This window comes from Paraflavitalea sp. CAU 1676 (assembly GCF_029223285.1).
In the GTDB taxonomy this organism is placed as follows: domain Bacteria; phylum Bacteroidota; class Bacteroidia; order Chitinophagales; family Chitinophagaceae; genus Paraflavitalea.
Genome location: NZ_JARHUJ010000004.1, coordinates 430,631 through 449,242, shown reverse-complemented (window position 1 = coordinate 449,242; position 18,612 = coordinate 430,631). Strand labels below are relative to the sequence as shown.

Here is an 18,612-nt window from a genome sequence, read left to right as displayed (position 1 = left end):
ATTGGTTCAATTACATTCTATTCTCATAGACCCTCGGCAACATCAGCTTGTAACGGATGGCAACGATGCGGATTACCACGATCATGATGATGGCCAGTATGGCATTGATATCGTCGTTCAGCGGCGTTTGTTGCAGCAACAGGTAAAGGCTGCCACCGATGATGCAGGCCGATGCATAGATCTCGCGCTGAAAGATCAATGGCACGTTATTGAGCAATACATCGCGTATCACCCCGCCAAAGCAGGCCGTGATGGTACCCAGTGCTATACAGATGCCGGGACTGAGGTGCATCTGCAATCCTTTCTCTACCCCAATGAGGGTGAATACTCCCAGGCCCATGGCGTCGAACAGGAAAAGGGTTTTGTGAAACTGTTTTACATACTGGCCGAAGAACAAGGTGATGAATGCGGTGGCCAGGATGACGAGAGCGGTTACCTCGTTGCGCAACCAGGCTACGGGGGTATTGCCGATCAGCATATCGCGCAGGGTACCGCCACCTATGGCGGTTACAAAGGACAGTATTACCACTCCGAACGGATCCAGCTTGCGCTCCATTGCCGAAAAGGCGCCAGATGCGGCAAATGCAATGGTACCGAGGATATCAATGATGTTCAGGAAATTATACTCCATGTATACACGGCATTATATCAGCTACCAACCAGACTCTGCACCATAAGTTCCAATAACCGGGGACGGCTTATTCGGCCATCATTTCGCGTATCGTGTCGATGATCTCTTCGAGATTGGGTTTGCTGAAATAGTCGCCATCGGTGCCATAGCTGGGGCGATGCGCCTGTGCCGTGATGGTACGTGGTGCTACATCGAGCCAGCGATAACCACCCTGCTTTTCCATGACTTCATTGTACATGTAACCGCAGGCACCGCCCGGTACGTCTTCGTCGACGAACAAGATGCGGTTTGTTTTCTTCAGCGAGTCGAGGATCATGTGGTGTATATCGAATGGCAGCAGCGTTTGCACGTCTACCACTTCGCAACTGATGCCTTCCTTCTCCAATACTACCGCTGCTTCCTGCGCAATACGCAGGGTGGAACCATAAGATACCACGGTGATATCGGTGCCTTCTTTCACGATCTCGGGCACGCCCAGTGGCACGCGGTGTTCGAGCAGGTTGGAAGGCATTTTTTCTTTGAGCCGGTAACCATTCAGCGATTCAACGACGATGGCCGGGTCATTTCCTTCCAGCAGGGTATTGTACATGCCGGTGGCCTGTACCATGTTGCGCGGTACGCAGATATGTAAACCACGGAGCGAATGCAGCATCATGCCCATGGGCGATCCGCTGTGCCAGATCCCTTCGAGGCGATGGCCGCGGGTGCGCACGATGATGGGGCAGCTTTGGCGGCCTTTGGTTCGCCAGTGCAGGCTGGCGGCGTCATCACTCAAGGGTTGCAATCCGTATAATAGGTAATCGAGGTATTGTATTTCGGCAATGGGGCGCAAGCCGCGCATGGCGAGGCCGATGCCCTGGCCCATGATGGTGAGCTCACGGATGGCGGTATCGAAAATGCGGTGTTCGCCATATTTTGCCTGCAGGCCGGCAAAGCCCTGGTTCACGTCGCCGATCTTACCTACGTCTTCGCCGAAGGCCAGCACTTTGGGGTTGCTGCCGAAGAGTCCGTCAAAATATTTATTCAGTATCTCGTACCCGTTTGCTATCGGTGCATCGTGTGCATATTCGGGTTCTACTGCCTTGACGTTCAAGGGGCTTTTCGGGCTCTCGTCGTAGAGATAGGTATTGTAAGACTGGTATCCTTCCTTTTTAAGCGTGGCATACATTGCCTTCACCTCTGCAATCATCAGGGAATCACCGGCGGCCGAGATCACTTTGTGCAGTGTTTGCAGAATGTCTTTGCGATGCGGCTCGCGGTTGGAGGCCAGTTCGGCCCTGGCTTTTTCAATTTCACCATGTACATCGGCACCCTGTGCGATCAGCGAGTCTATGAGTTCTACGCATTGCGCTACCCGCTGCCGGATGGGGGTCATATACCTTTCCCAAGCATGGTTCCTGCTGTCGCGCACCAGTTCTTTGGCCGCTATTTCGATCTCATGGAGTTCGTCTTCGCTGGCCAGTTCGTTTTCGAGTACCCACTCACGGAACTTCTTGTTGCCATCCCACTCTCGCTCCCATTCCAGCTGCTCGGGGCTTTTGTAGCGCTCGTGGCTGCCGGAGGTGGAGTGGCCTTGCGGCTGGGTTACTTCTTCTACATGGAAGAGGGCGGGGATATGCGTATTGCGGATCTTTTGTATGGCCGATTCCAGCACTTCGCACATGCCGGCATAATCCCAGGCCTTTAGTTTATAGATATCGAATCCATTGGTATGGTCTTTCTTCTGCATGCCTTTGAGGGCTTCGGAGATGGAGCCTTTCGTGGTTTGGTATTTACGGGGTACGGAGATCCCGTATCCATCATCCCAAACGAATACGGCGAGGGGCACCTGTAATACGCCGGCGGCGTTGACGGTTTCCCAGAAATGCCCTTCGGAGGTCGAGGCATCGCCGATGGTGCAGAAACAAACTTCGTTGCCATTATCGCTCAGCTCATGCATATCCTGCAGCGCTTCGGAATGACGGAAGAGGGTTGATGCCAGGGCGAAACCCAGGGAGCGGGGCATTTGACCGGCTGTGGGGGCCATGCCGGCTGCTATGTTTTTACGATTCACAAGATCGAGCCAGTTGCCGTTGCTATCCACATTGGGGGTGGCAAAATGCGAGTTCATTTGCCTGCCGGCGCTGTGGGGATCGTTGGCCGCATCGGGGTCGGCATACAACTGCGAGAAAAACTCTTCGAGGGTTGCCTGACCCGTGGCAAAAGCGAGGGTTTGGTCGCGGTAGTAGCCAGACAGAAAATCACCCGGTTTAAAGAACTTGGCTACGGCTATCTGCGCAACTTCCTTACCATCGCCGAATATGCCGAATTTGGCTTTCCCGGTGAGTACTTCTTTGCGACCTAACAGACTGACTTCCCGGCTTTCACAGGCCAACCGGTAATCGCGAAGCACTTCTTCCCGGAATTTGTCGAAAGAGAGCTTCTCGCTGGTCAGCAATGGGTTGTGAATCGTGTTTTCCATGATGTAAAAGTATAGATTAAATGCCCCCAAAAAGCGGGGGTTTGCGCAGATGTTAAAAAAATGTCATTAGGGGTAAAAATAATTACCTCTAAGTACGTTAAAAATGTAATTTTGAAGGGTATCTAACCAAATCCTACTAGTATGAAAAAATGGTTAACATTCATCCTGATCGCTGGATTAGCGACTGCAGCAAAGGCACAAACGGCGCCAGATAACAGCTCCCCCGCAGCCGATGTGCTGAGCCTGAAGCAATCCAGTTATGATTTCGGGAAAATCCCCCAGGCACGTCCGGTGACCCATGTATTTGAAGTGAAGAATACAGGCAAAGAAGTTATGCGGCTCGATAATGTGCAGGCATCCTGTGGCTGTACTACTCCCGAGTGGAGCCGTGAGCCGATACAACCAGGTGCCACTACCACCATCAAGGTGGGTTACAATGCGGCCTTGGAAGGCCAGTTCAACAAAACAGTGACTATTGTGTATAACAATAATCAAACGAAAACCATCGTGATTTCCGGCACAGTTTATAAAGCACCGACAACTTCTGCACCGGAAAATGCGTCTCTGACATTACTAAAACATTAAAAAAACAATTGAATATGAAAAGTTTCCTTTTGGCAGCCAGCGCCCTTCTGTTGTCCGTAACCATGTTTGCACAGGCACCTGCCACATCTGGTCAGAAAGCTGCCGACGTGTTGAAATTCAAAGAAATAACACACGATTTCGGTAAGATCAAGCAAAATGTTCCTGTAACCTACGACTTCGTTTTCAGCAATGCAGGTGGCAAACCTGTTGTGATCGAGTCGGCCATTGCTTCCTGCGGTTGCACGACGCCCGTAAAGCCTGAAGCTCCGGTAGGCAAAGGCAAGCAAGACAAGATCACTGCCGGTTTCAATGCCCAGGTGTTGGGTGTTTTCACTAAAAGCATCACCATCAAGGTAGCTGGTATCGATACTCCTATGGAGATCAGGATCACCGGTGAAGTATTGAACGAGGTAGACTTCGCTAAATACGAAAAAGAGAAAGGTTCCCGGAAGAGCAAATAACCTTCACTAAGTTATTGATAATGATCCCCATAGCTAAGCTATGGGGATTTTTTTTGGGCAATGGCGGAGGATGGTGATGGATTCAAGGGCCTTCTAACAAATTGATTATCGTAGCTTTGGGTTAACACCTTAATTACCAGCCCATGAGTTCCGGAAGGAAGAAAAAAGAGCTTTCGACGCCCGAATACCGGGTATTTTATCCCATAAAAGTAGCCAAGAGTCAAATCGACGGACAGGGCGCCTATGCCCAGCAGCGGATCCCGGCCCGTAAAAAGATCGGCGACCTGGGTGGCGTGATCATTACCATCCGGGAGGCCCGGCGTATCACCGCCCAAACCAAGCGGGTGGCCATGGTCGAGTTTGACAACGGCGAGGCGCTGAATGCTTCTGTAAATAGTAATGAACTGCGTTATATCAATCATTCCTGCGATCCCAACACGTATATGCGCCTTACTCACCGGCGGGTGGAGTTTTATGCCCTTCGGCCTATTAAGGTAAACGAAGAGCTTACCTGCAATTATGGCGAAACCCACCATGACGGCAAGCTGCCCTGCCAGTGCGGTGCAAAGAACTGCAAGGGGTTTATTTGAGCGACCGGGTGAGGGGCGGAGTATGCTCGTTGGGGCGGTATTAGCGGCCGCTTAACCCGTATCAGAAATGTTGAATAGGGAAACCTCCTTACTTTTGCGCCATGTTAACAATAAGTCATCGTGGGCAGGCTATGCCGCCATCCCCCATCCGTAAGCTGGTTCCCTATGCCGAAGCAGCTAAAAAGAAAGGTGTCAAAGTATACCATTTAAATATCGGACAGCCAGATATCGAAACGCCGAAGGCGGCGCTGGATGCGGTGCGTCATGCCGATTTCAAAGTACTGGAGTATAGTCACAGTGCGGGTAACGAAAGTTATCGCCGTAAGCTGGTGGAGTATTATAAGAAAAGGGGTATCGAGATCGATCATACGCAGATCATCGTTACTACCGGTGGTTCTGAGGCCATCCTGTTTGGCTTTATGGCCTGCCTGGATTCCGGTGATGAAGTAATCATTCCCGAACCATTCTATGCCAACTACAATGGATTTGCCGTAGCAGCCGATGTAGTAGTAAAACCCATCACTTCGAGCATCGAAAGTGGTTTTGCCCTCCCTCCTATCAGCGAATTTGAAAAGGCGATCGGTCCGAAGACCAAGGCCATCGTGTTGTGCAATCCCAATAACCCTACCGGTTATTTGTACAGCAAGGAAGAGATGGAAACGCTGAAGCAGATCATCATCAAACATAATTTATACCTGTTTGCCGATGAGGCATACCGTGAGTTCTGTTATGAGGGCGAGCACATCAGTGCCATGCATTTGCAGGGTGCTGAAGAGAATGTGGTATTGATGGATACGATCTCCAAGCGTTACAGCGCCTGTGGCGGCCGTATTGGTGCGTTGATCACCCGCAATAAGCAGGTACTGGATACGGCGATGAAATTTGCGCAGGCAAGATTGAGCCCTCCCTCTTTTGCTCAGATTCTGGGTGAGGCGGCTGTTGATCTGCCCGAAGATTATTTCGATGCCACGAAAGCAGAGTACAAGAAACGCCGGGATACGATGGTGGCGAGGCTGAATGCGATGGAGGGTGTATTTTGTCCGAATCCCGGTGGCGCTTTTTATGCCATTGCGAGGCTGCCGATCGATAATGCGGATGTATTTTGTCAGTGGTTGCTGGAGTCGTTCAACCATGAGCAGCAAACGGTGATGCTGGCGCCTGCTACCGGATTCTATGGTACCAAAGGACTCGGTCTCGACGAAGTGCGACTGGCTTATGTGTTGAATGTGGATGACCTCAATAAAGCGATGGATTGTCTGGAGGCAGCGTTGAAAGTATATCCTGGCAGGAAGAAATAAGCTCAATTATTGTCGTTAATGGCTGTAAATACTGGTCCCGGATGGCTGAAAGGCCGTCCGGGATTTTTTGTGGGGAGGTGTGGGGTGGCTTATGGGGGTGATTTAAAGGGCGTGCGGGGCGATTGAGCATGGATGGGGCCTTGGGGGTGGCTACTGCCCATGGATGTCGCTAAGGTGGCAGGGGGCATTGGGGACATGGCTTTCCACAATCCAATACTCCACCTTGTTGCAAAGATTTGGGTGGGGCTTGCTGGCGGTAATGGCCGCAGGATGTCGTAACTTAGAAGCAGTGATTATCAATCATCTATATCAAACTACTTTTCTCCAGAAATCCTGGCGAATCGCCTGCCACGTGGCGGTGATTTTGGGCCAGGAACAGGGTTTTGGACCTCTTCAGGGTGGAAAATTCCCTGTTGCGGTTTACTCTCGCTTTACTTGCGGTTTACTCTAGGTTTACTTTAGGTTTACGGCAGACATACACCATCCTCGGAGTATCTATACAGCTAACAGGGAGCAGGTAGCTAGTATCTGTTTGGGGGCTGAATGAGGCGAATTTGGGAGCTTTCCCCCGGCCCATTTGGTGCACCAAAACCTTAGGGCAGTTATCTTATGGATCTGTTCCAGAATTGGGCATTTTGAAGCTGGGGACACGCCAAGAGTTTACATCTACGCGACAGATCGTCCGGAAAATGAGATCCATACATGCAAAAAGCCCTCACTCTCGTGAAGGCTTTTTTTGTAGCGAGGATGGGAATTGAACCCATCACCTCAGGGTTATGAATCCTGCGCTCTAACCAACTGAGCTACCTCGCCATTTTTTTACAGAGGATGGGAATTGAACCCATCACCTCAGGGTCACAAATCCTTGGAAGTTGGTGTCCCAAGGTTCCGTTTTATCACCCAAGTGCGTCAAACGGGCTGCAAAAATAGCTAAAAACAGCTTTCGGCAAAAACTTAATTCAAAGAATGTCAAAAAGATCAGCCTGCATTTGACCTGATGCAAAGATTTTGAATGGGTTCTGTTTCGAAACGGTTTTTCCAAGCGAGTTGACCTTTGAAAAATTTTCTACAACTTTCATTCCTTCCAGTCTATTTCATAGTCAAATCCTTTTGTATTTATTTTCAGAAGCCACCTCATATAAAGATTTCGGCCAATTGCCATCTTTCCATCCCGCAAGGATAATGTTTCCCCAACAATATAACTTTGCATGTCGCGCCTGAATTGCTTAGGTAGATCTTCCAGAAAAATAACCTCTTTCCTTGCCAAGATTTGTAAACTCGCCAGGCTTTCTGAAATGAGGGATAGTTCATTCATAAAAAATGTAAGAAACTTTTATACTCCAGGTGGGCTTATCAGATATGATTGCTTTATTGTCGCATACATTAGTGCACCGCTAGGTTTGTCAATCAATAATCAACTTCCCCCAATTCGATTTCTCCTACTTTATAGCCCAACATCCTTGAGGCAATTTCCTTAATTCTGATAACCCAAACTAACCATTCGCTATCTTCCATAAGTGCACTAAACTGAAGTCCGCTGGGTTCAGCGGAGGCTGATACATGTTTTTCATTCTCACAAAAGGCAAACCAATAAGGAATTCCCGCCTGGCTTCCCGCGGTACCGGTACTAAATCCTAACCAACCGTCCAGTTGTTCATAAATCAACGGTACCTTCTCCCAAATTTCTTCCGGCGCATCAAACCTAATGTTCAAGTTCATTTCCTGGTAATTCATATCTAATAGTTTTCAAAAAACTCCTGCTGTGTCATAAATCTAATGTACAATTTTCTCCGTCAATATGTAACGCTTTATCATATCCTCGGCAACCACATACCCATAACCGCTCCGAAAGTACCGATGGCTGTGCCGAGCGTGAGCAATAAAAGAACAAAGGAGAACAACCATTTATTCGTTGCTGAATCTGAAAATCTGGACTTGAAATACCAGGCGACGATGATCTGGGGGAATATATAAACAAACACACCGAGGAAATTGAGGAACGGACCGGTAAAGGTCTTCGGCTCGAAACCTACCGGCGCCCGGTGAATGACCATCCATAACATAAAGAATACCCGAAAAAACCAAACTCCACTCATCGCCACAAACAGATGAACCGCCCATTGATTGTGTACCTTAATATTTCGTTGAACAGCGTACTTAATTGTAAAAGTGGCGCAGACCAATATAAGCAATCCATTTATCGTTATGGCCACAGAACTGAACGGTCCACCGACGGCACCTCGCACCCAGGTGAGGTACAATCCGGCCGCACTGATCAGCACCGCCGTTATTAGGTAGATCCTGCCGCTAACACGGTGTAACCGCGGTACTTTTTTGCGCACCCAGCCTACCAATTGCAGCGGTCCAAGGATCGTCACTATTGCCGCCAGCACCACATGCAACCCAAAGACCAGGTTGCCTGTAATATCTCCTTTGATATAGAAGTGGGAGTTTACCGTATTCCACCTTTCAGGATTGCTTTGCAGCAAGGAACGGTAATACATCATCAGGATATAGTACACAAATGCCAACTGGCCCAACCATGTAGTGATGAACCAAAAACGGGTAACATTTCTGAAGATGCGAACAGAAAGCATTGAAGGGGTTTGTTTCATGGCAATGAAGTGATCTTTAAAGATAACTTCGGCAACCGCCAACCCCACTTAACAATTGTTAAGAAATCATCTCCCGCCTGATACGGCTCAGGCTCTCAGGCTTTATGCCAAGGTAGGAGGCTATATACTTAAGAGGAACATTCTGGATGATATTGGGACATTCCTTTACGAGTTTTACATACCGCTGTTCGGCCGTTAGTGTTGCCAGATCATTCATCCGCTCTCTATCTTCTTCCTGTATCTGCTGAAACAGCTTTATCGTGAAATCTTTTTGCGTGTAGCTTGTTTTGGCCGAGCTATCCGCATCGGCCTTGGTAATCCTGAGTATCTCGCAATCAGTGATGCACTGTATGTATTCTTCGGCAATGGTCTGCTTCACGAATGAATAATAGGAGGTAAAAAAACGGGGTCCGTTATTGAGGTCAACGGTTACTTCCTCACCCTTATCATTCACATAATACTTCCGCATATAGCCCGAAACAATGAAATTATGATAGGTTGGGATTTTCCCTGCTTCATCGAGCAGGGTATCCTTCGCCACGCGTAATGGCTTAAAGGTTTGCCGGCACTGCGCCCTGTCATGCTCAGGAATCTCAATTATCTGAGTGATATAGCTGAATAGCGCGTCGTAATAGTGCTGCATTGGTAAGGCTTTACGCTAAATATACAGATATCTGTAGTCGCGCAATTGATGCTGTTAGCTTTTCACAGCATAATAGGAGTCGACTGCATCCTGTCCGGTATAATTGGGTCCGGCCATGTCGTTGGCGCCCTGATAGATTAATTCGATATCCAATTCCCGGCGCCCCTCACAACGCACTATCTTTCTTCGGAAATCATAATGAATGCCGACCCTCTTAAACAGATCCCTTAAATACCGATGCGCAGGATCGCCTTCCACTTTAATACTCTTCAAATCGAGGTTAACAATCAGCAATCCGGAATTAGCTATTGCTTTACATGCCTTCTGCAGCACTTTCAACTTATCTCCGATATAGTGCAAGCCATGAACACAGGTAACCAGATCATATTGATCATCTACCGCCCAGCCCACTAATGATCTGACTTCGTACTCCAAACAGGTAATATTACCAGGTATTGGCAGGAACTGATCAACCAGATCAATTCCTTTAAGCAATGCACGACTCTGACGGTTTTGGGTTGCCACCACTTCTGCGTATTGCAACAATGCTCCACCTTCACCGCAACACAGATCCAGCCATTTAACCTTGTCCTGAATCTCTAAACAAGCATTCAGGAAAGTTTCCGGCTTAAAACCCAGCTCTTTCTCATAACTATTAACTCCACTGGCTTTTCGCTTTCGGTTCATGCGGTTGTTGGCCACCACATCCGACCAAATCAACTCTTGTTCTGACAACAATTTCATCTCTACAATATACGAAATCGCGTTCTTTCGATCAAGTCCAAGCGACATGTCTTTAATGAATGTGGGTTGAAATTCTACTCCCTACATTCTTAAAGAATCGATCGCCTGCTTCCTCCCCTATTCCCCATCTGGGTCTACCACATCGGTTTCTGCTACCCGGCCCACCTGCCCGTCTGTGAGGCGTACTTTTATGCCGCGGGAGTGATAAGCCGCCGAGGTAAGCAGGTCTTTCACGATGCCGTAGGTTAGTTTGCCGCTTCGCTGGTCCTTCTTCAGGATAATGGCCACTTCCTGACCCGGATAGATGTCTTTCCTGTATTGTCCGTCCATTTACTTTGCTGTTTTTCGCCTGTAAAATTATTGAAGGGTTTTCTCTTTCCGAAAACTGATCTGCCGAACGGGCGCCCGGCGCCACCACCGTTCATTATTACTTACCTTAGCCAACTATGGGAAACAAAACACTCGTCGTGAAAACGCTCGAAGAATTGTATGATCTGATGGGGCTGCCCGACCGCCCGATCGATTCCTCGTCCGGTTTTACCATTGTTTACCTGCAGGACGTGTTCAAAGTGTTACCCGTTGAATCGCTTCCTTACCGACCCAATTTCTTCAGCTTTCTCTTCGTCAAAGACGCCTACGGCAAGTACTCCATCGACGACCTCCAGTTTACCGTAGCGCCCGGCACCGTTTATTTCACCAACCCCGGCAACTTCCGGAAATTCGAGTGGCATACAATCGCCGATGCCTGCCTGATCGTATTTGACGAAGCCTACCTGAAAGAACAGGTGCATGCGGACATATACCGGGAATTTTCATTTTTGCTTACAGAAACAGTAGAACCCCGCACCCTCAAAGCAGACCAGTTCAACGGCATTGAACAGTTGCTTCGTATCATTTACAGCGAACACCATAGCCTATCTCCCTATAAGGATAAGATCATTGGCAGCCTGCTCGTTACCCTACTGCTGAAGATCAAAGAATATTTCTTCCAGGATTACAACCCTATTTATGAAGGCAACCGCAGTTCGCAGATCGTAAAAACCTTCAAGCAACAACTTGAACAGCATTTCAGGGATCTTGTTGCCGGCAAAACCAGCAGCGCGCTGCGCGTACAGGATTATGCCGACAAACAAAACCTGCACGTCAATTACCTTTCCAGCGTCATCAGCAGTAAAACGGGCAAGTCGATCAGCCACTGGATCCAGGACAAAACAATTGCTGAAGCGAAAGCTCTTCTGCAGGACAATAACCTCTCCATTAAAGAAATTGCCAGTAAGCTGGGCTTTCTAGAAGCGCCGCATTTCAGCAACTATTTTAAAAAGCATAGTTCACAAAGTCCGGCCGAATACCGGAAACTGGCGCATTAAGCAGCACTCCATCAGCTCCTATTCTAGAAAGCCTAGCTGGCAAAGCTCAGCCGAGTACCCAAAGCAGACACCTTGAGCGCGCAAATCGCAGGTAATGAGCAATCACTTCCTCTTAAAAGTTGGATGGAGACGGAGAATAACATTTTTGTCGTAGGGACGCCGTGACTCTGGTGGCAGGATGTCCATTATAGCATTTGCACGGCTGATAAGGTTAACTGGACCAAGAGGTTGCGGTGCGCAAATGGAGTTTTTATGGTACCTACTTCGGGGCTCACCTTAGAAATTTGCATGTCTTGGTGTAATCCTTATACGTGTTGAGCGCCTTTTGAGGGCCAACTTTGTGTTATCAATTAAACGATAAAACAAAGTATCATGAACACGTTAATCAACAAAGTAGTACTCATAACCGGCGCTTCCAGGGGTATCGGAGCTGCAGTAGCCCGGAAAATTGCCAGCGAAGGCGCTAAAGTGATCATCAACTATGCCGGCTCGCAGGTTGAAGCCGACCAAACCGTTCAATCAATCAAAGCCAATGGTGGCGATGCCATTGCCCTCCAGGCCGATGTTAGCAAGGCCGACCAGGTAGCCGCTCTCTTCGATGCTGCCATCGCCCATTACGGCCGCATCGACGTGCTCGTCAACAATGCCGGCATCATGATCACCAAACTCCTGAAAGACACCACCGACGAAGATTTTACGCGCCAGTTCGATATCAATGTACGCGGCACCTTCAATACCCTTCGTGAAGCGGCCACTAAACTCGCCAATGGCGGCAGCATCATCAACTTCTCTTCCACCACCACCCGCGTGATGATGCCCACCTACAGCACCTATGTTGCCACCAAGGGTGCCGTTGAACAATTAACCCGCGTTTTCGCCAAAGAGATCGGCGCCCGCGGTATCAATGTGAACGCCGTTTTGCCCGGCCCCACCAATACCGAACTGTTTACAAAAGGGAAACCGCAGGAAGTGATCGACCGCCTGGCTTCACTCACCGCTTTCAACCGCATCGGTGAACCAGACGATACCGCTAAAGTTGTTGCGTTTCTCGCCAGTGACGATGCCAAATGGATCAGCGGCCAAACTATCGGTGTCAATGGCGCCATGGCTTAACCGATCGTAATTGAATCTCTCCTCTTTCATTCAACTCATACAATAAACTTTCTATCATGAACTCTTTAAAGAACAAGGTAGCCCTGATCACCGGATCGGCCAGGGGCTTGGGCAAAGCCATCGCAGAACGTTATGCAGCGCTTGGCGCCAACATTGTCATCAACTACTCACGCGATAAAGCTTCTGCAGAAATAGTTGTCAGCAATATCAAAGCCATGGGCGCTAACGTTATTGCCGTTCAGGCCGATGTAAGTAAGGTAGCCGATATCAAAAGGTTATTTGAAGAAGCTAAGCAGGCCTTCGGGAAAATTGATATAGTGGTAGCCAATGCCGGCATCGAGATGGTGGAAACACCGGTTACGCAGTTTACAGAAGAACAATTCGACAGACTTTTCTCCATCAATACCAAGGGAGCTTATTTCACTATGCAACAGGCGGCACTGCAAGTGGAAGACAAAGGACGCATTCTCTATGTCGCCTCCAGCACCACCGCTTTCCCTGTTGCCGGCATGGCCGTTTATGGCGGCAGCAAATCCACGCCCCGCTACCTGGTAGACGTTCTTTCGAAAGAGATCGGCCATCGCGGTGTGACCGTCAACTCTATCATTCCTTTTGCCGTAGACCACTCGGGTATTTTTGCTGAACCTGACAGCTATCCCGCTTTACGAAAATCCCTTATCGACAGTTGCCCCATGGGGCGCCTGGCCGAAGTGGAAGATGTAGCCAACATCGCTGAATTCTTCGCGAGCGACCTTTCTTCTTTCGTGAACGGTCAACACTTGCTGGTAAATGGCGGCGCTAATCAATAGCATCCCCAACCAGCACGCAGTTGCCCGGACAGCCTCCCCTGGCTATCCGGGTTTCCGCGTTAGGTTACGGTCCGGCTTTACTGGTTACACATCTTCTCCAGTATCCAGCCCATTAACCGGTTGGGCTCGTCAAATGCCTGCTGTGCCACCATCTCTTTTGCTGTCTGGATATAAGGTGCCTCTGTAATTTCTTGCGCACCATGCTCCAACATTGCCTGTATAGTTTGTGGGGTTGCTTCGAGGTGAAACTGCAATCCGATTATCGAATTGCCATAGGTAAATACCTGGTGATTGCAGGCAGCTGAGCCGGCGTGGATGACTCCTCCATAGGGTATGTCGAACTTATCTCCGTGCCAATGAAATACTTTCAGTTCTTCCGGCACTTGCCTGCCCAGCCAATCGCCCAGGGAGCAATCTATTTTAACCGGATACCATCCTATCTCTTTGTATTTGTTGGTAAATACCGTCGCCCCCAGTACGCAGGCCATCAGTTGTGCGCCGAGACAGATGCCGATCACCTTCTTATCTTCCCGGATGGCGGCATAGATAAAGTTCTTTTCATCGCTGAGCCAGGGCAGCAGGTGGTCGTCGTATACGCCCATGGGTCCGCCAAGAACGATCAGCACGTCAAAGGCATCCAATTCCGGCAGCTTCTCCTGCATCCACATCCTTGTACCTGTGACGGTATGTTTATGCTCCGTCAACCATTGTTCAATGTATCCCAAACCTTCAAAGGGTACGTGTTGTATATAGTGTATTCTCATGTTACTTGTTTGTTTTCGTTCCAATAATAGCTGTCGGGATATTGCCTTTTGCCGAAGAGGGCCGTGCCTACCCGAACCATGGTGGCGCCTTCTTCGATGGCCGTTTCGAGATCGCCGCTCATTCCCATACTGAGGGCGGCCTGGCCGGGTGTTAGCCATCCTTTTTCCAAGGCTTCGTCCCTGATCTGCCGCAAGAGCCGGAAGGAGGGCCTTACTTTTTCGGGATCAGCATCGAACAACCCGATCGTCATCAACCCTTTTACCCGGAGGGTGTCAAATCTCTTTACCTTTTCGATGAGTGCGATGGCCTCGTTTGGATGTGCCCCGAACTTGCTTTCTTCGAATGAGGTATTGACCTGCACCAATACATCGATCGTTCTGCCTTCGAAGCGCAGGCGGCTATCCAGTTTTTCTGCCAGCTCTATCCGGTCGACCGATTGAATGCAGGATACATACTTCAGTACGTCTTTGATCTTATTGGTTTGCAGGTGGCCTATAAAATGGCGTTCTACCGGGAGGGTTCCCAGCAAATAATCTTTCTCCTTCAACTCCTGCACTTTGTTTTCGCCGATGAGGTGTACACCAGCATCTATGGTTACCTGTATCTTTTCGGCCGGAACCGTTTTTGTAGCCAGCAACAGGTCTACGTCGTTTGCCGGTCTGCCTGCCTTTGCGCTGGCCACTTGTATGCGATGGCGAATGATTGACAGGTTGGCCAGGATATCCTGGACATAAGGTTCAGTATTCATGGTTGACGCTTTTAGGTGATGGCTGAATTTTATAGCAATACAATACCTGCTGAAGCCGTAAGCTATCAGTATACTGTAGTCCTTAAATTTCAGCAACGTTTACTTCTGTTCATGCTCGGGGCAATCGAGCCTGAGGTGGTCGGGCGTTAGTGTGATGTTCAGCAAATTACAGTAAGGCTTATTGTTGACCATATCATAATGTGTGCAGGTGAAGCACATACGCTGCATGGTGATCACTTTTTCCTGGTACAGGTTATAAATGAGATCGAGCAGAATGGTCTTCAATCCCGTCTTTTGCCTGTCGGTAAGGCCTCCTATATGCTTTAGCAGTGCATTGGCAAATCCACCGGTGGTGGCCGCTATCCTTTTTCCCTGCGCGGTGAGCTTCAGCAACTGAGCGCGGGTATCTGCCGGATTATCTTTCTTCATGAGCAACTTCTTTTCGGACAACACCTTTATCACTTCACTCATCGTCGCCTTCGTTACATTGAACTCCTTTGACAGGTAAGTAACATTCGCCTTTCCTTCATCGTGCGTATACAGGAATATGAGCGACTGTACCTGTATGGGGCTTAATCCATGCTCTTTTGCCTGCTCCCACAACATCACCCGGATCGATTCGCCGATCCGTTCGAGGGCGGCCACGATCAATGCATCGGCAGATGAATTTTGCTTTTCGAGTTCGAATGGTATCATTTCCTCGCTGCTCATGGTTGCAATTTAGCCAAGCCGGCTCAACATTCAGAATAATCGGATGAAAACAAGCCGTTGATCGCAAGTATCTTATCCACCGCAATTTCAACTTCGTCATTGAGCCGGATCCAGTGCCTGTCATCCTTTTCAAACACCGCTGTTATAAAGCCATTGCCGCGCGTTACGCCATTATCGTCATATAAGAGGGCGGCCTTTTGTTTTTGCTGAAAGAGTGTCATTACCAGGTCGTAGAAGCTACCCTGGGACGGTAATGTTTCTCTCGTATCGTTGTTCATTCTATAAAGTTAAGCCGTTCAATTGTTACATCCCTGCATCTCGATGATGGAATAGCCTTGCTTTGCGATATCACTCAACACTTCCTGACTGGCTTCCTCAATGTGGCAAAACTGGCATTCTTTTGTTGAAAGCGGTTGCCCTGCCTGGTTTTTGGTGCCCAGGTAAGCGCGGCCAAACTCATATACTTTCTCTTCGTCGTTCAGCCGGGCAGGAACCAGGATATCGAAATGCATGATGCTACCGTTCTTCTTTGTGACATAGGTGTCAAAAACTGATACTTTCATATGCTTGAGTTTTATTTTACTTCGTAAGGGAGGGTTAAGTTCTTCGACAATACGCTGTATACTTTGTATACGCCCAGCATGGGCAGTTTGCCACCTGCAGCATGTTCACCTCCTTCGCCGGTCACTACTTTCATGTAAGCCCCAACGGCATCAAATTTGAAACTCGTTTTGAACCGAACGCGGTAGTCGGGCACTACTACTCTAATGGCATTACCTTCTGTTACTACCTGAAAGCCGGGTGAGTCCATATACATTGGCATGCCGGGATTGGTTTTGGGCAGCACTACCGATTTATCGGCCGGATCAAATTCTTTTACGGCGAGTCCGCCAGGCACCCGCTTATCTTCTACTAATACTACCCAGTGCGGGTGCCATACGATCTTATCATTGGCATAATCACCGTCACCATTTTCGTCCCAGAGGGGCGTGTCATCGAAATCGGGGTGTGCTGTGAGTGCCAGCGCTACGATGCCGGCTGTTTTGCTGAAACCCACATCTTCTGCATTCAGTGTTGTAGGAAATACATAGCCATCTACCGGAGCGCCGTTCAACTGGCCTGCCGCTTTAGAGGTGCTGCGGCCTGCCAGGCCCTGTACCTGGATCTCAAACTCGAGCTGGCCCCATTTCTTATTGTGCTTTACGGAAGCTGCGGTTATCTTATAATCAGCTTCGTTGATGGTAGATTTTCCCGCTTTGGATTTCTGACAGGAGTCGCAATAGTTTTCTGCGAAGGTTGACAGACCGGTCGCTATGGCCAGTGTCAACAGCATAAGTACCTTTTTCATGGTTGACTGATTTGTGTGATGAATCAATTGACCACACAAATATAGTTAGGATTCCTAACAATAAATAATTGTACCTTGTTAATTAATTTTTAAAGGCGGGGGGCATTAGCAGGATAATGACCGGCCTGACTAAGAAGAGCTCGGCCGATTTAAGGGAGTATTGGAGGGTGGAGAGGAAAGCAATACCACATTAAAAGAAAAACGGCTGTCTTCCTTCGAAGACAGCCGTTTTATGCGATCAATTGAAATCTGCTATTGGTAGCCAGGATTCTGCTGACCTGCCAACTTGGGGTTGGCGTCCATTTCACGCTGTGGAATCGGCAGGATGGTCCTGTTTTCCGGAGCGTTTACAATGAAGGTAATGGTACCTCTCCTGGTTTTGGTAAAGGTTTGTTTCAACCTAGTAAGATCGAACAAGCGGTGTCCTTCAAAAGCAAACTCCCTTCTTCTTTCATTCAGGATCGCTTTTTTAAGATCGTCGCCTGTTACCCCAGCACCCACCTGAGAAGCAGCATCCGTATCTGCACGGGCAATAACGACATTGAGGTCGGTACGAGCCAGATCTTCCTGGTTGGTATTGGCATAAGCCTCAGCACGGTTCATGTAGATCTCCGCCAGGCGGATCACTTTCAGGTTCTCATCGTACGTAGTGATGTTGTTGTACTTGTTTATAATGTTGGCTGGATTTTCACCACCTGTGCCGGTACGACGACTTCTGGTTACAAAATCACGGCGTATATCAGTAGCCTTATAAATCTTGTACATGGTGTCGGTTGCGATTGCATCGCCATAGCCACCCTGTGCAAAGAAGTAGCCAAGGGCATCGGTACTATTATTGTCTGTAGGCGTAAAAGCTATCTCAAATATCGACTCCGCATTGCTTTGCTTTCTGAAATCAGCATTCAGACTGACTCGTGGCAGCAAAGAATACTTCTTCTTATCAATGATTTTGGTCGACAGGTCGATCACTTTAGCATAGTCCTGCTTGTACAGGTAAACGCGTGAAAGCAAAGATTGTGCGCCATAGAGATTGATGCGTGTTTTGGATGCGACGCTGGTATCAAAACTCAATTTGCTCAGGGCACTGTCCAGGTCTTTAATGATCTGATCGTAGTTCTCCTTTACGGTGTTACGTGGTAATGCAACTACACCAGACTTCTCTGTGGCAGTTGTTAAAGTAATGGGAACGCCCAAATGAGACGCATCGCCGGTAAAATTGTAAGGCTGGGCGAAGAAACGCACCAGGTTGAAATAACCCAGTGAACGCAATGCATAAGCCTGGCCGATCAATTTTCTCTTTTCGGCTGTATCAGCTATAGGAACTGTAAGCGCCTCTGCTTTCTGGATGATCAAGTTGGTATTTGCCACTACAGCATACAGGTTATTCCAAAGATTGCCAACCATGCCGTCCGTGGATGCCATGGTGTATTGATCCTGTGGCTGGTAACGGTTCGCATTCACCACACTGATCTGCATGTTATCCGACATCAGGTCAGGAATCAAGGAAGCAGTGCGACCATAAGAGTTGGCGCTCTGCAGCAATGCGTACACTCCATTAACGGCAGCCCGTACGCCCGCCACATCCAGCATCGTTTGATTGGTGTCGGTGTTTTGCTGAGGATCTACTTCCAGAAAGCTCTTTTTGCAGGCAGTTCCTGTAAGCACTGCAGCCGCAAGAATATATAATGAATATTTTATGCGTTTCATAATTATCACTTAATTA

At 48.6% G+C, this 18,612-nt stretch carries 22 protein-coding genes and 1 tRNA gene; 7 read left to right on the top strand and 16 right to left on the bottom strand.

Annotation, left to right across the window (positions count from 1 at the left end; translation table 11 throughout):
* Positions 1-10 precede the first annotated feature (10 nt).
* Positions 11-631 (bottom strand): trimeric intracellular cation channel family protein, encoded by a 621-nt coding sequence (locus P2H89_RS14775; protein WP_275828083.1) that lies wholly within the window; start codon positions 629-631, stop codon positions 11-13.
* A 67-nt stretch (positions 632-698) separates the two neighbouring features.
* The gene (locus tag P2H89_RS14770; protein WP_275828081.1) at positions 699-3,092 is read right to left on the bottom strand and encodes an alpha-ketoacid dehydrogenase subunit alpha/beta; all 2,394 of its coding nucleotides are present in this window, start codon (positions 3,090-3,092) and stop codon (positions 699-701) included.
* Positions 3,093-3,233: 141 nt separating this feature from the next.
* Between P2H89_RS14770 and P2H89_RS14765 the strand changes: the two genes are divergently transcribed.
* The 4 genes from P2H89_RS14765 to P2H89_RS14750 all read left to right on the top strand — a co-directional run bounded on the left by P2H89_RS14765 (position 3,234) and on the right by P2H89_RS14750 (position 6,026).
* On the top strand, positions 3,234-3,677 hold the full coding sequence (locus P2H89_RS14765; protein WP_275828079.1) for a DUF1573 domain-containing protein: 444 nt from the start codon (positions 3,234-3,236) through the stop codon (positions 3,675-3,677).
* Between the two features lie 14 nt (positions 3,678-3,691).
* Complete coding sequence (locus P2H89_RS14760; RefSeq protein ID WP_275828077.1) at positions 3,692-4,138, top strand: DUF1573 domain-containing protein; 447 nt, start codon at positions 3,692-3,694, stop codon at positions 4,136-4,138.
* A gap of 143 nt (positions 4,139-4,281) precedes the next feature.
* On the top strand, positions 4,282-4,728 hold the full coding sequence (locus tag P2H89_RS14755; RefSeq protein WP_275828075.1) for an SET domain-containing protein-lysine N-methyltransferase: 447 nt from the start codon (positions 4,282-4,284) through the stop codon (positions 4,726-4,728).
* Positions 4,729-4,829: 101 nt separating this feature from the next.
* Positions 4,830-6,026, top strand: a complete 1,197-nt coding sequence (locus P2H89_RS14750; RefSeq protein WP_275828073.1) for a pyridoxal phosphate-dependent aminotransferase — start codon at positions 4,830-4,832, stop codon at positions 6,024-6,026.
* 739 nt (positions 6,027-6,765) lie between these two features.
* Here P2H89_RS14750 and P2H89_RS14745 read toward each other — a convergent pair.
* The 7 genes from P2H89_RS14745 to P2H89_RS14715 all read right to left on the bottom strand — a co-directional run bounded on the left by P2H89_RS14745 (position 6,766) and on the right by P2H89_RS14715 (position 10,358).
* Positions 6,766-6,839 (bottom strand) — tRNA-Met (locus P2H89_RS14745).
* A gap of 262 nt (positions 6,840-7,101) precedes the next feature.
* Positions 7,102-7,341, bottom strand: a complete 240-nt coding sequence (locus P2H89_RS14740; RefSeq protein WP_275828071.1) for a hypothetical protein — start codon at positions 7,339-7,341, stop codon at positions 7,102-7,104.
* A gap of 92 nt (positions 7,342-7,433) precedes the next feature.
* Positions 7,434-7,760 carry a hypothetical protein gene (locus P2H89_RS14735; RefSeq protein WP_275828069.1) on the bottom strand — a complete coding sequence of 109 codons (327 nt, stop codon included), beginning with the start codon at positions 7,758-7,760 and terminating at the stop codon, positions 7,434-7,436.
* 77 nt (positions 7,761-7,837) lie between these two features.
* Complete coding sequence (locus tag P2H89_RS14730) at positions 7,838-8,641, bottom strand: DUF2306 domain-containing protein (protein ID WP_275828067.1); 804 nt, start codon at positions 8,639-8,641, stop codon at positions 7,838-7,840.
* A gap of 58 nt (positions 8,642-8,699) precedes the next feature.
* A complete protein-coding gene (locus tag P2H89_RS14725; protein WP_275828065.1) occupies positions 8,700-9,284 on the bottom strand; it encodes a Crp/Fnr family transcriptional regulator in 585 nt (194 codons plus the stop codon).
* A 54-nt stretch (positions 9,285-9,338) separates the two neighbouring features.
* Positions 9,339-10,076 (bottom strand): methyltransferase domain-containing protein, encoded by a 738-nt coding sequence (locus P2H89_RS14720; RefSeq protein ID WP_275828063.1) that lies wholly within the window; start codon positions 10,074-10,076, stop codon positions 9,339-9,341.
* A gap of 69 nt (positions 10,077-10,145) precedes the next feature.
* On the bottom strand, positions 10,146-10,358 hold the full coding sequence (locus P2H89_RS14715; RefSeq protein WP_275828061.1) for a YwbE family protein: 213 nt from the start codon (positions 10,356-10,358) through the stop codon (positions 10,146-10,148).
* 116 nt (positions 10,359-10,474) lie between these two features.
* Between P2H89_RS14715 and P2H89_RS14710 the strand changes: the two genes are divergently transcribed.
* From P2H89_RS14710 to P2H89_RS14700, 3 genes are all read left to right on the top strand, one after another.
* Complete coding sequence (locus P2H89_RS14710) at positions 10,475-11,395, top strand: AraC family transcriptional regulator (protein WP_275828059.1); 921 nt, start codon at positions 10,475-10,477, stop codon at positions 11,393-11,395.
* Between the two features lie 372 nt (positions 11,396-11,767).
* A complete protein-coding gene (locus P2H89_RS14705; protein WP_275828058.1) occupies positions 11,768-12,508 on the top strand; it encodes an SDR family oxidoreductase in 741 nt (246 codons plus the stop codon).
* 56 nt (positions 12,509-12,564) lie between these two features.
* Positions 12,565-13,317 carry an SDR family oxidoreductase gene (locus P2H89_RS14700; RefSeq protein WP_275828056.1) on the top strand — a complete coding sequence of 251 codons (753 nt, stop codon included), beginning with the start codon at positions 12,565-12,567 and terminating at the stop codon, positions 13,315-13,317.
* Between the two features lie 77 nt (positions 13,318-13,394).
* Here P2H89_RS14700 and P2H89_RS14695 read toward each other — a convergent pair whose 3' ends face one another.
* The 7 genes from P2H89_RS14695 to P2H89_RS14665 all read right to left on the bottom strand — a co-directional run bounded on the left by P2H89_RS14695 (position 13,395) and on the right by P2H89_RS14665 (position 18,596).
* Positions 13,395-14,081, bottom strand: a complete 687-nt coding sequence (locus tag P2H89_RS14695) for an amidotransferase (protein ID WP_275828054.1) — start codon at positions 14,079-14,081, stop codon at positions 13,395-13,397.
* Positions 14,078-14,830, bottom strand: coding sequence for a YggS family pyridoxal phosphate-dependent enzyme (locus tag P2H89_RS14690; protein WP_275828052.1), 753 nt, complete (start codon positions 14,828-14,830; stop codon positions 14,078-14,080). Before P2H89_RS14690 ends, P2H89_RS14695 begins: the two co-directional genes overlap by 4 nt.
* A gap of 99 nt (positions 14,831-14,929) precedes the next feature.
* Positions 14,930-15,541: a MarR family winged helix-turn-helix transcriptional regulator gene (locus tag P2H89_RS14685; protein ID WP_275828050.1), complete on the bottom strand. Its 612-nt coding sequence runs from the start codon at positions 15,539-15,541 to the stop codon at positions 14,930-14,932.
* A 23-nt stretch (positions 15,542-15,564) separates the two neighbouring features.
* Complete coding sequence (locus tag P2H89_RS14680) at positions 15,565-15,819, bottom strand: hypothetical protein (RefSeq protein ID WP_275828048.1); 255 nt, start codon at positions 15,817-15,819, stop codon at positions 15,565-15,567.
* Positions 15,820-15,837: 18 nt separating this feature from the next.
* Positions 15,838-16,104, bottom strand: a complete 267-nt coding sequence (locus tag P2H89_RS14675) for a DUF2024 family protein (RefSeq protein WP_275828046.1) — start codon at positions 16,102-16,104, stop codon at positions 15,838-15,840.
* Positions 16,105-16,115: 11 nt separating this feature from the next.
* Entirely contained in the window at positions 16,116-16,889 is a 774-nt protein-coding gene (locus tag P2H89_RS14670; protein ID WP_275828044.1) for a hypothetical protein, read from the bottom strand.
* Positions 16,890-17,141: 252 nt separating this feature from the next.
* Positions 17,142-18,596 (bottom strand): RagB/SusD family nutrient uptake outer membrane protein, encoded by a 1,455-nt coding sequence (locus tag P2H89_RS14665; RefSeq protein WP_275828042.1) that lies wholly within the window; start codon positions 18,594-18,596, stop codon positions 17,142-17,144.
* Between the last annotated feature and the right edge of the window lie 16 nt (positions 18,597-18,612).

Bases quoted from the DNA above. Each gene is read 5' to 3' on its own strand.
- P2H89_RS14775 (WP_275828083.1), bottom strand. From the start codon at position 631: ATGGAGTATAATTTCCTGAACATCATTGATATCCTCGGTACCATTGCA.
- P2H89_RS14770 (WP_275828081.1), bottom strand. From the start codon at position 3,092: ATGGAAAACACGATTCACAACCCATTGCTGACCAGCGAGAAGCTCTCT.
- P2H89_RS14765 (WP_275828079.1), top strand. From the start codon at position 3,234: ATGAAAAAATGGTTAACATTCATCCTGATCGCTGGATTAGCGACTGCA.
- P2H89_RS14760 (WP_275828077.1), top strand. From the start codon at position 3,692: ATGAAAAGTTTCCTTTTGGCAGCCAGCGCCCTTCTGTTGTCCGTAACC.
- P2H89_RS14755 (WP_275828075.1), top strand. From the start codon at position 4,282: ATGAGTTCCGGAAGGAAGAAAAAAGAGCTTTCGACGCCCGAATACCGG.
- P2H89_RS14750 (WP_275828073.1), top strand. From the start codon at position 4,830: ATGTTAACAATAAGTCATCGTGGGCAGGCTATGCCGCCATCCCCCATC.
- P2H89_RS14740 (WP_275828071.1), bottom strand. From the start codon at position 7,341: ATGAATGAACTATCCCTCATTTCAGAAAGCCTGGCGAGTTTACAAATC.
- P2H89_RS14735 (WP_275828069.1), bottom strand. From the start codon at position 7,760: ATGAATTACCAGGAAATGAACTTGAACATTAGGTTTGATGCGCCGGAA.
- P2H89_RS14730 (WP_275828067.1), bottom strand. From the start codon at position 8,641: ATGAAACAAACCCCTTCAATGCTTTCTGTTCGCATCTTCAGAAATGTT.
- P2H89_RS14725 (WP_275828065.1), bottom strand. From the start codon at position 9,284: ATGCAGCACTATTACGACGCGCTATTCAGCTATATCACTCAGATAATT.
- P2H89_RS14720 (WP_275828063.1), bottom strand. From the start codon at position 10,076: ATGTCGCTTGGACTTGATCGAAAGAACGCGATTTCGTATATTGTAGAG.
- P2H89_RS14715 (WP_275828061.1), bottom strand. From the start codon at position 10,358: ATGGACGGACAATACAGGAAAGACATCTATCCGGGTCAGGAAGTGGCC.
- P2H89_RS14710 (WP_275828059.1), top strand. From the start codon at position 10,475: ATGGGAAACAAAACACTCGTCGTGAAAACGCTCGAAGAATTGTATGAT.
- P2H89_RS14705 (WP_275828058.1), top strand. From the start codon at position 11,768: ATGAACACGTTAATCAACAAAGTAGTACTCATAACCGGCGCTTCCAGG.
- P2H89_RS14700 (WP_275828056.1), top strand. From the start codon at position 12,565: ATGAACTCTTTAAAGAACAAGGTAGCCCTGATCACCGGATCGGCCAGG.
- P2H89_RS14695 (WP_275828054.1), bottom strand. From the start codon at position 14,081: ATGAGAATACACTATATACAACACGTACCCTTTGAAGGTTTGGGATAC.
- P2H89_RS14690 (WP_275828052.1), bottom strand. From the start codon at position 14,830: ATGAATACTGAACCTTATGTCCAGGATATCCTGGCCAACCTGTCAATC.
- P2H89_RS14685 (WP_275828050.1), bottom strand. From the start codon at position 15,541: ATGAGCAGCGAGGAAATGATACCATTCGAACTCGAAAAGCAAAATTCA.
- P2H89_RS14680 (WP_275828048.1), bottom strand. From the start codon at position 15,819: ATGAACAACGATACGAGAGAAACATTACCGTCCCAGGGTAGCTTCTAC.
- P2H89_RS14675 (WP_275828046.1), bottom strand. From the start codon at position 16,104: ATGAAAGTATCAGTTTTTGACACCTATGTCACAAAGAAGAACGGTAGC.
- P2H89_RS14670 (WP_275828044.1), bottom strand. From the start codon at position 16,889: ATGAAAAAGGTACTTATGCTGTTGACACTGGCCATAGCGACCGGTCTG.
- P2H89_RS14665 (WP_275828042.1), bottom strand. From the start codon at position 18,596: ATGAAACGCATAAAATATTCATTATATATTCTTGCGGCTGCAGTGCTT.